Raw genomic sequence first — 13,204 nt, forward strand, 5'->3', positions numbered from 1 at the left:
CCGCCGCGTGGCCGCCGCGGCACAGCATTCCCGCACCGGTCATCGGCGAGCATGGCGAATTGCTAGGGTATTTGCGCAAGAGCCGGTTGCTTCATCTGCTGGCCAGACGCTGGTAGCCGTTGGCGACAAGACAAGGGCCTTGCGCAGATACGCAAGGCCCTTGTGACGGCAGCAGGCTGACGCGAAACCGCTTACATGGTTTCCAGCACGGCAATACCCAGCAGGCCGAGGCCGGTCTGCAGCGTTTTGGCGGTGGCTGCAGCCAACTGCAGGCGGCTGGCGCGCACCGCGCCTTCGCTCTTCAGGATCGGGCAGGCTTCGTAGAAGCGCGAGAACAGCGTGGCCACGTTGTACAGGTAGCTGCACAGATGGTGCGGCTGGCTGCTGTCGGCTACCGCGTATACCACGTCTTCGAACTGCGCCAGTGCTACCGCCAGCTGTTTCTCGGCCGGCTCGGCGATGACAACCTTGGCGGCAAGGTCGAAATCCTCGGCCTTGCGGAACACGCTCTGCACGCGGGTGTAGGCGTACTGCAGGTACGGCGCGGTGTTGCCTTCGAAGCTGAGCATGGAATCCCAGTCGAAGATGTAGTCGGTGTTACGGCTCTTGCTCAGGTCGGCATACTTCAGCGCGCCGATGCCCACTGCTTCCGCAATCTGGCGGCGCTCGGCTTCCGGCAGCTCGGCGTTCTTGCTGCTCACCAGCTGGAAGGCGCGCTCGATGGCCTCGTCCAGCAGTTCCACCAGCTTGATGTTCTCGCCGGAGCGGGTCTTCAGCGGCTTGCCGTCCGGGCCCATGATGGTGCCGTGACCGATGTGCTGGAAGTCGGCGCTCTGCGGCAGCCAGCCGGCCTTGCGCGCGGTGGTGAACAGCTGCTGGAAGTGCAGGCTCTGGCGCGAATCCACCACGTACAGGCAGCGATCCAGGCCCAGCTTGTTCACGCGGAAGCGGATGGCCCCCAGATCGGTGGTGGCGTACAGGTAGCCGCCGCCCTGCTTCTGCACGATGAAGGCCGCCGGCTCGCCTTCCTTGTTCTTGAACTCTTCAAGGAACACCACCTGCGCACCCTGGTCCTCGGTGAGCAGGCCCTGCTGGCGCAGTTCTTCCACCAGCACCGGCAGGTCGTCGTTGTAGGCGCTTTCGCCGCGCACGTCGCCGTCGTTCAGCAGCAGACCCAGCTTCTGGTAGATGGCGTTGCAGTGCGTGAGCGACAGGGCGACAAACTGGTGCCACAGCTCCAGCACCTCGGCATCGCCGGACTGCAGGCGCACCACGTAATCGCGCGCCAGGTCGGCGAAGGCCGGATCGTCGTCGAAGCGTTTCTTGGAGTGCTTGTAGAACACGTCCAGGTCTTTCAGCTCCAGGTCGGCTTCGCCCGCGGCGCGGGACTCCACCATGTGTGCCACCAGCATGCCGAACTGGGTACCCCAGTCGCCCACGTGGTTCTGGCGTACCACGTCGTGGCCGATGAAGCTGTTCACCCGCACCAGCGCGTCGCCGATGATGCCGCCGCGCAGGTGGCCGATGTGCATTTCCTTGGCCAGGTTCACCGAGGAGTACTCCACCATCACCTTCTGCGGCGCCACCTTGGCGATACCCAGCGCGTCAGCGGCCAGCGCCGCCTCGACGCGGGTAGCCAGGAAGGTCGGATCAAGATGGATGTTGATGAAGCCGGGGCCGGCGATTTCCACCTTGTCGGCGATACCGGCCAGGTCCAGCTTGGCAATTACCTGCTCGGCAAGCGCGCGCGGGTTCATTTTCAGCGCCTTGGCCGCGCCCATCACGCCGTTGGCCTGATAGTCGCCGAATTCCGGCTTGGAAGCGGGTTGCACTACGGCCGGGGCGTCCGGCGCACCGGCGGCGGCCAGAGCGGCGACGACGCGGTCGTTGATCAGTTGCTGGATGGTCATGCGGGCCTCTGGAAATCAAAACCGGACGCGATGGCGTCCGGTGTAAATGCAATGCAGCAATTTTACGGCCAAAGCAGGCTTGCGGCCAACCTTGAAGTTGGCCACAAGCTGCAGGCGGGCTTAGAGCGTGTTCACGATCTAGCGAGCTAGAGCGAGACAAGGCGAAGACGACTGAGGAAGCGGAGTTTACACAGAGTAAATGCGCATATCTGAGTCGACCTTAACGCCGTATCGCCGACGCGCAGCAGATCGTGAACAGGCCCTTAGAACAGGCGCGCCAGCAGCGCCTTCTCCATGCCTTTCATATCCGGAATCCGCACTTTGAAACCGTTGCCGGAAGCCACGTCGATGGCGGCGCCGTCGCGGGTCATCTGCCCCAGCTCCACGATGCGGTTGCCGCTGGGGTGGATCACCTCCAGCTTGTCGCCCACTGCGAAGCGGTTCTTCACGTCGACCAGCGCCCAGCCGTCGGCATCCACTTCCATCACGTCGCCCACGTACTGGCTCTGCTTGGCCTTGGAGTGGCCGCTGAGGTAGTTCTGGTATTCCTGGGTCTGGTGGCGCTCCAGGAAGCCCGGGGTGTAGCCACGGTTGGCCAGGCCATCCAGCTCGGCCAGCAGGCCAAGGTCGAACGGGCGGCCGGCCACGGCGTCGTCGATGGCCTTGCGGTATACCTGGGCGGTACGCGCCACGTAGTACAGGCTCTTGGTGCGGCCTTCCACCTTCAGCGAATCCACGCCGATCTTCACCAGCTTCTCCACCTGCTCCACGGCGCGCAGGTCCTTGGAGTTCATGATGTAGGTGCCGTGCTCGTCTTCCATGATCGGCATCATCTCGCCCGGGCGGTTACCCTCTTCGATCAGGTACACCTTGTCGGCCAGCGGGTGGCGCTGCTGGCTGCCACAGGAGGAGAAACTCTGGTTGGCGTCTTCCAGCGCCTTGCCGAAGTCGAAGTCGATCTTCTGCGGCTTGACGTCACCGGCATCGTCACCCTGGGTGTCGTGCACCTTGTAGTCCCAGCGGCAGGCGTTGGTACAGGTGCCCTGGTTGGGGTCGCGGTGGTTGAAGTAGCCGGACAGCAGGCAGCGGCCGGAGTAGGCAATGCACAGCGCGCCATGCACGAACACTTCCAGCTCCATGTCCGGGCACTCCTGGCGGATCTCGGCGATCTCGTCCAGGCTCAGCTCGCGCGACAGGATGATGCGCTCCACCCCCATCTTCTGCCAGAACTTCACCCCCATGTAGTTGGTGGTGTTGGCCTGCACCGACAGGTGAACCGGCACATGCGGCCACTTCTCGCGCACCATCATGATCAGACCGGGGTCGGCCATGATCAGCGCATCCGGCTGCATCTCGATCACCGGCTCCATATCGGACATATAAGTCTTGATCTTGCTGTTGTGCGGCAGGATGTTGCTGGCCACAAACAGTTTCTTGCCGCGGGCGTGCGCTTCTTCGATACCGGTACGCAGTTCTTCCAGCTTGAATTCGTTATTGCGCGCACGCAGGCTGTAGCGTGGCTGGCCGGCGTATACGGCATCGGCGCCAAAGTCGTAGGCGGCGCGCATCTTGTCCAGCGAGCCGGCAGGCAGCAGAAGTTCCGGGGCTTTCATCGGTGGGTGGTCTTTCGCGGATTCAGTGGGTCAGACAGGACAGCGGCAGCGGCGCCAGGTCGGGCGCGACAAAGCGGCGGCGCGCGCTGTCGTCCTGCAGTTTCTGTTCAGAATAGTACTGGCCGATCAGCGCACAGGCATCGTGCTGCAGATCGCTGTTGGCGGCCATGAAGGCCTGCCAGTCCTGCACCTGCGCCGGAAATTGCTCCAGCCGGCTGTAGATGATGGTGATGAAGGCCAGCGTCAGTGTGTGGTGGTATTTTTCCGGCGCACCCTTGGCCATGGCAAAACGCGACAGCGCTCGCGCACAGCGCGCCGCCGCCTCGCGGGCGGAATAGCTGCGGCGATAGGCCCAGGCAGCCCGCAGGTGGGCCTGGTGGTTGAACTGTTCGGCAGGCAGCGCGTGGCTTTCCAGTGCGCGCAAAAATGCCTGATGTTCCATGAGTGCTCCGGGTACAAGACAAAGCATAAAAGGCCCCGGATCGGAGCCTTTTATCGAGATTTTGTTGCGGTGCGATTATGCGCGCCGCCCGTTGGGGCGTCAAGGTTGGCCGCAGTCGGCAATGCGACATTAAACTGCTGTTTTTACTACCAGAATCCCCACTTCAGCGGCGCGGGTTTTTCAGCAGCGCCGCCAGCCCGGCGAACTGCGCCACCACCCCCAGCAGCATGCACAGGCTGGACAACACCTCCACCAGCGCCGAACCATCGGCGCCCTGCCGGCTGGCCGAAGCCAGGATGAACAGCACGGTGCCAGCCACGGTAATCGCCATGGCCAGGCGGCGGTTGGCCTTCATTTTCTCAAACAGCGCTTGCATTGCTTGTTTTCTCCCCGGCTTCGCGGATCACCGCGAAGTCCTGCAGCATGGTCAATTCGAATTCACTGAAGCCGGCATCCAGCCGGGCTTCCAGGTTATAGGCACCGCGCAGCTCGCTCACGTGATAGTCGCGCAGCAGCTGGCGGAAGGTTGCCAGCGGGTCCAGCCCGCGGGCATCGCACAACACGGAAAACCAGTAATTCCCCACCCGCACATGGCCGATTTCATCGCGCAGCACGGTATCCAGCACCGCCACGGTGGCCAGGTCGCCCATGCTGCGCAGCTTGTGCTGGATCGGCGGCGTGGCGTCCAGCCCGCGCGCTTCCATCACCCGTGGCACCAGCGCCATGCGTACCAGCACGTCGTGGTCGGTCTTCTGCGCCATTTCCCACAGCGTGTTGTGCGCCGGGAAGTCGCCATAGTCGTAGCCCAGCGCCTGCAGCCGCCTGCGCAGCAACAGGAAATGCTCAGCCTCCTCGGCGGCAATGCGCAGCCAGTCGTCCACGAAGACATCCGGCATGTCGCGAAAGCGCCAGGCGGCATCCAGCGCCAGGTTGATGGCGTTGAACTCGATATGGGCAATGGCATGGATCAGCGCGGCATGGCCTTCCGGCGTACCCACGCCACGGCGCGGCACCGTGTCCGGCGGCACCAGGGTTGGCCGCAACGGCCGGCCGGGCGCCGGCAGCGGGTACAGCGGCGCCGAGGCATCGCGCGGCAGCGATTGCCAGCGCGCGTACAGCTCCTGCACCGCCTGCGGCTTGTTATCGATATCCGCCGCCAGCAACAGCAGTTCGATAGCTGGATACAAGGATACGGGCTCAGTCATGGGGCGGCATTGTACTGCGCGGCCATGGCCAGGCACAGCACCCGGCAATGCTTGCGAATTGTCAGTTGCCAGTTGCCAGCCGTGGTGCATAATTCAGGCACCAAATACACGAGGAGAGCATCATGTTGTTCAATACCAGCCTGCTGGGCGAAGTGGACATTGACGAACAGAGCGTCATCACCTTTGCCAACGGCCTGCCGGCTTTCGAGCACTGCAAGCGCTTCAAGCTGTTTCATGATGCGGAATGCGAGAGTCCTCGCGTACATTGGCTGCAATCGCTGGACGACGCCGACGTGCTGTTCAGCGTGACCGATCCGGCCAACCTGGGTATTCGCTACGAAGTACAGCTCAGCGATGCCGAAGTAGCCCAGCTGCAACTGAGTCGCCCGGAAGACGTGGGCGTACTGCTGATCATCTACCGTGACGGCGAAGAAGACAGCAAGCAGCCGCTGCTGTCGCACCTGCGCGCCAATGTGCGCAACCCGCTGATCATCAACTTCGCCAACCAGCACGGCCTGCAACTGGGCAACCTGGACTGCGATATCGTGTTCCACAATCGCGCCGGCTGACTCCTGCGGCACGCGTGTTGACAAAGTCCTTTTGCTTGGCAAAAGGACTTTGTTTTGCAAACAAGCAGGCTACCGATTCAAAAACCTAGCAGGTGCGCCCCGGATTTGCCGGTTCGATGGCACGCAAGTGAGTAGTCAATCTGCCGGCTTGCCGTATATTCAGTTTTTCGCGCCGCGCCAGATATAACCCTACCCGCCGAACAGTTGCCTTTCCCCCTCTTCGCGGCTATCTTCCAGACGCCTGTCTACTACAAACCCGAGGCCTGCCACCCGCCTGGCCCAGGAGATTCATCGCGTGAGCCAACAGAGTTCCAAGCAACCGCAAGCGGATTACCGGCTACCGGCATCCACCCGCATTCGTGAGCGACTGAAAGGCGCACAACGCCGCTTTCACGCCAACGACAACATTGCCGACTTCATCGAGCCGGGAGAGCTGGACGAGCTACTGGACGAAGTCGCCGCCAAGATGCACGACGTGCTGCACAGTCTGGTGATCGACACCGACAGCGACCACAACACCCAGGACACCGCGCGCCGCGTGGCCAAGATGTACCTGAACGAAGTGTTCCGTGGCCGCTATGTTCCGCAGCCGTCGGTAACCGAGTTCCCCAACGCCGAGCGCCTGAACGAGCTGATGATCGTCGGCCCCATCACCGTGCGCAGCGCCTGCTCGCACCACCTGTGCCCCATCCTGGGCCGGCTGTGGATAGGCGTGATGCCGAACGAGCACTCCAACCTGATCGGCCTGTCCAAATACGCGCGCATCGCCGAATGGGTGATGAGCCGGCCGCAGATCCAGGAAGAGGCAGTGATCCAGCTGGCCAACACCCTGCAGGACAAAATGAGCCCGGACGGCCTGGCCATCGTGATGGAGGCGGATCATTTCTGCATGCACTGGCGCGGCGTCAAGGACAGCAATTCGCAGATGGTGAACAGTGTGATGCGTGGCGTGTTCCTGACCAATCCGGATCTGCGCCGCGAATTCCTGTCCCTGCTGCCCAAGAAATAAGGGCGCTTCGAAACTGCCCGCTTTCCATGCGCGCCAAGCAGCATCGCAAGAAAGCGGGGGTTGTTCGGAGCACCCACAAGCCGGAGAAACATCATGCTCGTTCGTTTGCTGTACGCCAGCCGCAGCGCCCAACCCAGCAGCCAGTCGCTGCTGGAGACCATTCTTACGCAGTCCCAGTTGCACAATCCCACGCACGGCATTACCGGCGTGCTGTGCTATAGCGGCGATATCTTCATGCAGGTACTGGAAGGCGGCCGCAGTGAAGTCTCTGCGCTGTACAACCACATCGCAGCCGACTCACGCCACCAGGGCGTGGAGCTGCTGAGCTTCGAGGAAATCACCGAGCGTCGTTTCGCCGGCTGGACCATGGGCCAGGTCAATCTGGCCAAGGTCAACCCCGGTTTGCTGCTGCGCTATTCCGAAAAATCGCAGCTCAATCCGTTTGCCATGAGCGGCAGCAGCGCGCTGGCACTGCTGGAAGAGCTGATCGCCACCGCTGCCATCGTTGGCCGCAGCAGTCACTAGCACCGCACTGCAGCATGCAATGCTTCGCGGCCCGACAGCCACAAACTGTCGGGCCGCAGTGTTTTCAGACCCCAGCATCTTGTTATTTGCAGCTTTACCGCCACAACCAAGGCAGAAAATGGCAACTGCATCATTGGCTAGGTGTCACCAATGAAACGACTGTAATACAGTAGCAATGTGCAAGGCGTTGAATGTGTCCTGCCACTACTTTGGTCGTTGAACGGAGAAGCCTCATGCGTCGCTTTAACCCCAACCCCGAATACCTGCAAGTACGCGCCGAAGTGCGCAGCAACGAACTGGCCGGCAAACCGATGCCGCGCACCACTCCCAAGGATGTACGCAACGCCAACGCCAGGCGGGAAATCGAGCGACGGCGCATGGAGCGCGACGCCCGCGAATAGGCACAACAACAAAGGCACCCGACTGGGTGCCTTTGTGTTTTGGCAGTCACTGCAACGAAGCCGCCAGATCAGCCCTTCAGCACGGCAGCGAAGGCATCGGCCACGTAGTCCACATTGTGGCTGTTCAAACCGGCCACGCACATGCGGCCGGAGCGCACCAGGTAAACCGCGAATTCCTCGCGCAGGCGATCTACCTGCTGCGGGCTCAGGCCGGTGTAGCTGAACATGCCGCGCTGCTTCACGAAGTAGCTGAAGTCGCGGCCCGGCACCTTGGCGGAAATCACTTCGTACAGCTTCTGGCGCATGGCCTTGATACGCTCGCGCATCACCGACACCTCACCCTCCCATTCGGCACGCAACGCCGGGTCGGTCATCACCAGCGCCGCCACCTGGCCACCGTGGGTCGGCGGGCTGGAGTAGTTGCGGCGCACGGTAGCCTTCATCTGCCCCAGCACGCGGCCGGCTTCCTCGCTGTTGTCACACACCACAGACAGGCCGCCACAGCGCTCGCCGTAGAACGACAGGTTCTTGGAGAAGGAGTTGCTGACAAAGAAGCTGATACCGGCTTCGGTCATGGCGCGAATGGCGAAGGTATCGGCTTCCAGGCTGTCGCCAAAGCCCTGGTAGGCCATGTCGAGGAACGGCAGCAGATCACGCTGCTTCACCACCTCGATCACCTGCAGCCACTGTTCGTTGTTCAGATCCACACCGGTGGGGTTGTGGCAGCACGGGTGCAGCAGCACGACGCTCTTGGCCGGCAGCGTCTTGAGGCAGGCCAGCATCTCGTCGAACTTCACGCCGCAGGTTTCGGCATCGTAGTACGGGTAGTCGTGCACCACGAAACCGGCGCCTTCGAACATGGCACGGTGGTTGTCCCAGGTCGGGCTGCTTACCCATACTTCGCTTTGCGGGAAGTAGCGCTTGAGCAGGTCGGCGCCGATCTTCAGCGCCCCGGAGCCGCCGATGGTCTGAATGGTAGCGATGCGGCTAGCCTTTACCGCCTCATGCTCGGCACCCCACAGCAGCGCCTGCACCGCGGCACGGTAGTTGGCCGCGCCTTCGATCGGCAGGTAGGAACGGGTACCGGCGGTCGCCACGTGACGGCTCTCGGCCTTCTGCACCGACGGCAACAGCGGAATGCGGCCTTCCTCGTCGTAGTACAGGCCAATGCCCAGGTTCACTTTCGGGTTGCGCGGGTCCTGGTTGAAGGTTTCAACCAGGGTCAGGATCGGGTCGCCAGCGTAGGCTTCGACATGAGCAAACATGGTGTTGTGGTTTCTCTCTCTTGATACGGGCTGCAACCCGACAGCCAACGGGTTGCCACGAAAAGCGCCAGTAAAGCTAGCACAAAACCGCCTCACGGGCAGCCTAGCGATGCCAACAAATAGAAATGCGCAATTTCACACCCGAAATTGCACATTTCAGCAGCACAAAATTAAACAATCAGGCCGCCGCACCAGACTGCAACGCTTCCGGCTGCAAGGCGCAGGCGTGCGCCACCACCTCGCCCAGTACGATCACCGCCGGGCTGGCCAAGCCACTGGCCGCTACGTCGGCAGCCAGGCTTTGCAGCGTGGATACGACGTGGCGCTGATCGCTACAGCCGGCGCGATGCACCACCGCCACCGGCAGGCTGGCGGCAAAGCCGGCAGTCATCAGCTCGTCCGCCAGCGCATCCACATTGCTCATGCCCATGTAACAGACCACGGTGAGCTTGGCCGCGGCCAGGCCCTGCCAGTCCGGGCGCGAGCCATCCATGGTATGCGCGGTGACCAGTGCCACGCCGCGCGCCACGCCACGATGCGTCAGCGGCAGGCCCAGGTCGGTACCGGCGGCAAATGCCGCGGTAATGCCGCCAACCGCCTCGACATCGATACCGTGCTCCGCCAGCCAGGCCCACTCCTCGCCGCCACGGCCGAAGATGAACGGGTCGCCGCCTTTCAGCCGCGCCACCTGGCGGCCCTGGCGGGCATAGCGCGCCATCAGGCGCAGGATGAAATCCTGCGGCGTGGATTTGCAGCCGCCGCGCTTGCCTACCTCGACGATGCGGGTGCCAGGGCGGGCGAACTCCAGAATGTCGCGACCAACCAGGTCGTCCACCAGCCAGACATCGCAAGCCTGGATCACCCGCAGCGCCTTCAGCGTCAGCAGTTCCGCATCACCGGGACCGGCGCCAACCAACCATACCTTGCCATTCATGCTGATTCCTTTGATGTGTGCGGGCTGCGGTGCGAATACTGCAGGCTGCCACGATACCGAAGACAAAAAGTTCTGCCAGACCGATTTCTTATAACCAAATAAACAGATTCGCTGCATCAGGCCGCGCACAGCCGCTTCAGCTCCGGCACGCAGGAGCCGCAGCCGGTACCGCAGCGCAGCTCGCGCTTGAGCCCGTCCACGTCCAGCCCACGGCGGATACCGGCGCAGATGGCATCCTCGCGCACACCCTCGCAGGCGCACACCACGCGGGCACGGTTGGCCGCAGCCGCCTGCCCCTGCAGCAAGGCCGCCAGACTGGCCGGTGCCTCTCCACCATCCAGCCAGCCGGTCAGCGCGCCATCGGCACGCACATCGCCAGCCAGCACAAAGCCCAGCGGCGTGCGGCCCTGCAGCCATACCCGGCGCAGGATGCCGCGCGCGGCGTCGTCGAAAGCCGCCAGCGTGGCGTCGGCCGGCAGCAGCCGGGTGGCCAACTCGGCCAGCAGCTCGCTGGAAGGCGCTACAGCCGCAGCCAGGCGCAGCCGCAGGTGCTCCACGCCGTTCAGGCTCACCGGCACCGCCACCGCGTACGGAAAGGCCGCGCGCAGTGCATCCAGCTGCGGGCGCAGCACCTGCACATCGCCGCGCAGCAGCATGGTTGCGCGCCACGGCAGCCTGGCCGGCTCCACGCTGACCGCCGCCAGTTTCAGCTCCGGCTGTTTCGAATGCGGGTCCAGCGCGCGACTGGTGAGTGCGTTGACGCCCTGCCCGCCCAGCGCCGCCGCACCCCAGTGCATGGGGATGAAGGCCACGCCGGGGCGCAGGCTGTCGTCGGCCTCTACCGGCAGCCAGATGGCGCCGCGCTTGTTACGCACCTTCACCAGCTCGCCGTCCTGCAGGCGGTGACGCTGCATGTCGCGCGGGTGCATGGACAGCAGCGGCTCTTCCACGTGGCGGGTCAGCCCCGGCACCAGCGCGGTGCGGCTCATGCTGTGCCAGTGGTCGCGCAGGCGGCCAGTGGTGAGGCGGATGGAAAAATGCGCGGAAACCTTGTCCGCCGGCAGGCGCCAGCCCACATCCAGAAACCGCGCCCGGCCGCTGGTTGTTGCGAACACGCCGTCGGCGTATAGCCGCTTGCGGCCAACCTTGCCGTCGAACGGCCATTGCTGCGGGCCCTGCGTATCGAGAATGGCGTAGCTGAGCCGGCTGTAGTCCAGGTCGCGGCCGGCGGTGGTGGCGGCATGTTCGGCAAATACCGCGCCGGCATCGGTAAACTCGAACAGCCGCACCCGCTCCGGCGCGATGTCGGCTGCCAGCCAGCGCGCCACATCGGCAACGATGCGCCAGTCCGCACGCGCCTGCCCCGGTGGCGGCAGCGCGGCGCGCACGCGGCTGATGCGGCGCTCGCTGTTGGTGACGCTGCCATCCTTCTCCGGCCAGGTGGCGGCCGGCAGCACGATGTCGGCGTAGGCCAGGGTTTCGCTGCCGGCAAAGGCCTCCTGCACGATGACGCAGTCCACCTTTTCCAGCGCGGCGCGCACCAGCGTCTGGTCCGGTAGCGAGTGCGCCGGGTTGGTACAGGCGATCCACAGCACCTTGATCCGGCCTTCCGCCGCCGCCTCGAACATCTCGATGGCGGTGAGTCCTGGGCGCGACGGCAGCTCCGGCACGCCCCACAGCGCGGCCACTTCGGCGCGGTGCGCGGCATTGGCCGGGTCGCGGTGGCCGGGCAGTACGGTGGCGAGGCCACCCACTTCGCGCCCGCCCATGGCATTGGGCTGGCCGGTGAGCGAGAACGGCCCGGCGCCCGGCTTGCCGATGTGGCCGGTGGCCAGATGCAGATGGATCAGCGCCGCGTTCTTGTCGCTGCCGTTGCTGTACTGGTTCAGCCCCATGGTGTAGCAGGACAGCGTGGCCGGGCTGCTGGCAAACCAGCGCGCGGCGGTCACGATATCGTCCTCGTGCACGCCGCACAGCTCGCTGGCGGCACGCGGGGTGAATTCACGCAGCCGCGCACGCAGCACGGCAAAGCCTTCGGTGTGCTGTTCGATGTAATCGCGGTCGATCAGCTCTTCCCAGATCATCACGTTCAGCATGGCGTGGAACAGCGCCACGTCGGTGCCCGGCAGCACCGGCAGGTACAGGTCGGCAATGCTGGCGGTATCGGTGCGGCGCGGGTCGGCCACGATGATCTTCATTGCCGGGTTGGCCGCCTTGGCCTCCTCCAGCCGGCGGAACAGCACCGGGTGGGCATAGGCCATATTGGCGCCAGCGATGAACACGCAGCCGGCGTGGTCGAAGTCCTCGTAGCAGGCCGGCGGCGCGTCGGCGCCCAGCGTCTGCTTGTAGCCGCTCACCGCGCTGGACATGCACAGCCGCGAGTTGGTGTCGATGTTGTTGCTGCCCACCAGGCCGCGCGCCAGCTTGTTGAACAGGTAGTAGTCCTCGGTCAGCAGCTGGCCGGAAAGATAGAACGCCACCGAATCCGGGCCGTGCTCGCGAATGGCGGCAGACAGCTTGCTGCCCGCCATGCGCAGCGCGTCATTCCAGCTGGCGGGCTGCGGCAGCGCGTCCTTGCCGTGGCGCAGGGTTGGCCGCAGCAGCCGCGCCGACAGGCGACCGGTGCTCTCGCCCAGAGTGCGGCCCTTGCTGCACAGGCGGCCGAAGTTGGCCGGGTGCTGCTCGTCGCCGATCACCGTTACCGTGCCGTTTGCCTGCGGTGTTACCCGCACACCGCAGCCGGTGCCGCAGTAGCAGCAGATGGAGGAGACGGTGTTGTTGTGTCCCGTTGCTGTCGTCATGTTTGTCTCCTTAGAGCCTGTACACGCACTGCTGCGCTTCGGCGATACCGCGTGAATTCGGCTCAGTGATGCGCATTGACTGCATGTCAATTCCGCTTCCTCAACCGTTTTCGCCTTGTCTCGCTCTAGCTCGCTAGCGCGTGAGCAGACTCTAGCGGCCAAGCTGTTGCCGATTCAGTCCAGCGCCAGGTACACGGTGCCGGCTTCCTGTTTCAGTGCGATGTGCCCGGCACAGCCTTCATCCGGGGCACAGGCTTCGCCGGTGGCGAGATCAATGTTCCAGTTGTGCAGCGGGCAGGTCACCGTGCGGCCGGAGACAATGCCCTGCGACAGCGGCCCGCCCTTGTGCGGGCACTTGTCGTGCAGCGCGAACAGCTGGTCGTCGGCGGTGCGGAAGATGGCGATGTCCAGCTTGCCCTCGCGCTTGAGTACGCGGGCGCCCTGCGACGGGATGTCCGCCAGCTGGCAGACGGCTTTCCAGTTACTCATGTTGGATCCCTCCATGCGGCCTGGGGCCACGAAAATCTTTG

Annotated in this window: 13 protein-coding genes; 4 read left to right on the forward strand and 9 right to left on the reverse strand. The window is 64.0% G+C overall.

The window, feature by feature from the left end; genetic code table 11:
* Positions 1-191: 191 nt before the first annotated feature.
* From argS to ACFOKJ_RS15800, 5 genes are all read right to left on the reverse strand, one after another.
* On the reverse strand, positions 192-1,910 hold the full coding sequence (gene argS, locus ACFOKJ_RS15780) for an arginine--tRNA ligase (protein ID WP_390281371.1): 1,719 nt from the start codon (positions 1,908-1,910) through the stop codon (positions 192-194).
* Between the two features lie 263 nt (positions 1,911-2,173).
* Positions 2,174-3,523, reverse strand: coding sequence for a prephenate-dependent tRNA uridine(34) hydroxylase TrhP (gene trhP / locus ACFOKJ_RS15785; RefSeq protein WP_390281373.1), 1,350 nt, complete (start codon positions 3,521-3,523; stop codon positions 2,174-2,176).
* 22 nt (positions 3,524-3,545) lie between these two features.
* The gene (locus ACFOKJ_RS15790; protein WP_390281374.1) at positions 3,546-3,965 is read right to left on the reverse strand and encodes a hypothetical protein; all 420 of its coding nucleotides are present in this window, start codon (positions 3,963-3,965) and stop codon (positions 3,546-3,548) included.
* Between the two features lie 163 nt (positions 3,966-4,128).
* Entirely contained in the window at positions 4,129-4,341 is a 213-nt protein-coding gene (locus tag ACFOKJ_RS15795; RefSeq protein ID WP_390281377.1) for a hypothetical protein, read from the reverse strand.
* The gene (locus ACFOKJ_RS15800; protein ID WP_390281380.1) at positions 4,325-5,170 is read right to left on the reverse strand and encodes a ferritin-like domain-containing protein; all 846 of its coding nucleotides are present in this window, start codon (positions 5,168-5,170) and stop codon (positions 4,325-4,327) included. The genes ACFOKJ_RS15795 and ACFOKJ_RS15800 overlap by 17 nt, the downstream gene beginning before the upstream one ends.
* A 122-nt stretch (positions 5,171-5,292) precedes the next feature.
* Between ACFOKJ_RS15800 and fliW the strand changes: the two genes are divergently transcribed.
* The 4 genes from fliW (at position 5,293) to ACFOKJ_RS15820 (ending at position 7,674) form a co-directional block, all read left to right on the forward strand.
* Positions 5,293-5,739: a flagellar assembly protein FliW gene (gene fliW, locus ACFOKJ_RS15805; RefSeq protein ID WP_390281383.1), complete on the forward strand. Its 447-nt coding sequence runs from the start codon at positions 5,293-5,295 to the stop codon at positions 5,737-5,739.
* A 295-nt stretch (positions 5,740-6,034) separates the two neighbouring features.
* Positions 6,035-6,748: a GTP cyclohydrolase I gene (gene folE, locus ACFOKJ_RS15810; protein WP_390281385.1), complete on the forward strand. Its 714-nt coding sequence runs from the start codon at positions 6,035-6,037 to the stop codon at positions 6,746-6,748.
* A 93-nt stretch (positions 6,749-6,841) separates the two neighbouring features.
* The gene (locus tag ACFOKJ_RS15815; RefSeq protein ID WP_390281388.1) at positions 6,842-7,273 is read left to right on the forward strand and encodes a BLUF domain-containing protein; all 432 of its coding nucleotides are present in this window, start codon (positions 6,842-6,844) and stop codon (positions 7,271-7,273) included.
* Positions 7,274-7,506: 233 nt separating this feature from the next.
* Positions 7,507-7,674 carry a hypothetical protein gene (locus ACFOKJ_RS15820; RefSeq protein WP_164497435.1) on the forward strand — a complete coding sequence of 56 codons (168 nt, stop codon included), beginning with the start codon at positions 7,507-7,509 and terminating at the stop codon, positions 7,672-7,674.
* 68 nt (positions 7,675-7,742) lie between these two features.
* Here the strand turns inward: ACFOKJ_RS15820 and ACFOKJ_RS15825 are convergent, their stop codons facing one another.
* The 4 genes from ACFOKJ_RS15825 to nirD form a co-directional block, all read right to left on the reverse strand.
* Positions 7,743-8,939, reverse strand: coding sequence for an amino acid aminotransferase (locus ACFOKJ_RS15825; RefSeq protein WP_390281390.1), 1,197 nt, complete (start codon positions 8,937-8,939; stop codon positions 7,743-7,745).
* Between the two features lie 178 nt (positions 8,940-9,117).
* Positions 9,118-9,873, reverse strand: a complete 756-nt coding sequence (cobA, locus tag ACFOKJ_RS15830) for a uroporphyrinogen-III C-methyltransferase (protein WP_390281392.1) — start codon at positions 9,871-9,873, stop codon at positions 9,118-9,120.
* A 116-nt stretch (positions 9,874-9,989) separates the two neighbouring features.
* Entirely contained in the window at positions 9,990-12,674 is a 2,685-nt protein-coding gene (locus tag ACFOKJ_RS15835) for a nitrate reductase (RefSeq protein WP_390281394.1), read from the reverse strand.
* A gap of 174 nt (positions 12,675-12,848) precedes the next feature.
* Positions 12,849-13,163 carry a nitrite reductase small subunit NirD gene (nirD, locus tag ACFOKJ_RS15840; RefSeq protein ID WP_390281396.1) on the reverse strand — a complete coding sequence of 105 codons (315 nt, stop codon included), beginning with the start codon at positions 13,161-13,163 and terminating at the stop codon, positions 12,849-12,851.
* Between the last annotated feature and the right edge of the window lie 41 nt (positions 13,164-13,204).

The organism is Vogesella amnigena, from assembly GCF_042648905.1.
Lineage (GTDB): Bacteria > Pseudomonadota > Gammaproteobacteria > Burkholderiales > Chromobacteriaceae > Vogesella > Vogesella amnigena.

Excerpts from the sequence above, each read along its gene's own strand:
- argS (WP_390281371.1), bottom strand. The coding sequence starts at position 1,910 with ATGACCATCCAGCAACTGATCAACGACCGCGTCGTCGCCGCTCTGGCC.
- trhP (WP_390281373.1), bottom strand. The coding sequence starts at position 3,523 with ATGAAAGCCCCGGAACTTCTGCTGCCTGCCGGCTCGCTGGACAAGATG.
- ACFOKJ_RS15790 (WP_390281374.1), bottom strand. The coding sequence starts at position 3,965 with ATGGAACATCAGGCATTTTTGCGCGCACTGGAAAGCCACGCGCTGCCT.
- ACFOKJ_RS15795 (WP_390281377.1), bottom strand. The coding sequence starts at position 4,341 with ATGCAAGCGCTGTTTGAGAAAATGAAGGCCAACCGCCGCCTGGCCATG.
- ACFOKJ_RS15800 (WP_390281380.1), bottom strand. The coding sequence starts at position 5,170 with ATGACTGAGCCCGTATCCTTGTATCCAGCTATCGAACTGCTGTTGCTG.
- fliW (WP_390281383.1), top strand. The coding sequence starts at position 5,293 with ATGTTGTTCAATACCAGCCTGCTGGGCGAAGTGGACATTGACGAACAG.
- ACFOKJ_RS15815 (WP_390281388.1), top strand. The coding sequence starts at position 6,842 with ATGCTCGTTCGTTTGCTGTACGCCAGCCGCAGCGCCCAACCCAGCAGC.
- ACFOKJ_RS15820 (WP_164497435.1), top strand. The coding sequence starts at position 7,507 with ATGCGTCGCTTTAACCCCAACCCCGAATACCTGCAAGTACGCGCCGAA.
- ACFOKJ_RS15825 (WP_390281390.1), bottom strand. The coding sequence starts at position 8,939 with ATGTTTGCTCATGTCGAAGCCTACGCTGGCGACCCGATCCTGACCCTG.
- cobA (WP_390281392.1), bottom strand. The coding sequence starts at position 9,873 with ATGAATGGCAAGGTATGGTTGGTTGGCGCCGGTCCCGGTGATGCGGAA.
- ACFOKJ_RS15835 (WP_390281394.1), bottom strand. The coding sequence starts at position 12,674 with ATGACGACAGCAACGGGACACAACAACACCGTCTCCTCCATCTGCTGC.
- nirD (WP_390281396.1), bottom strand. The coding sequence starts at position 13,163 with ATGAGTAACTGGAAAGCCGTCTGCCAGCTGGCGGACATCCCGTCGCAG.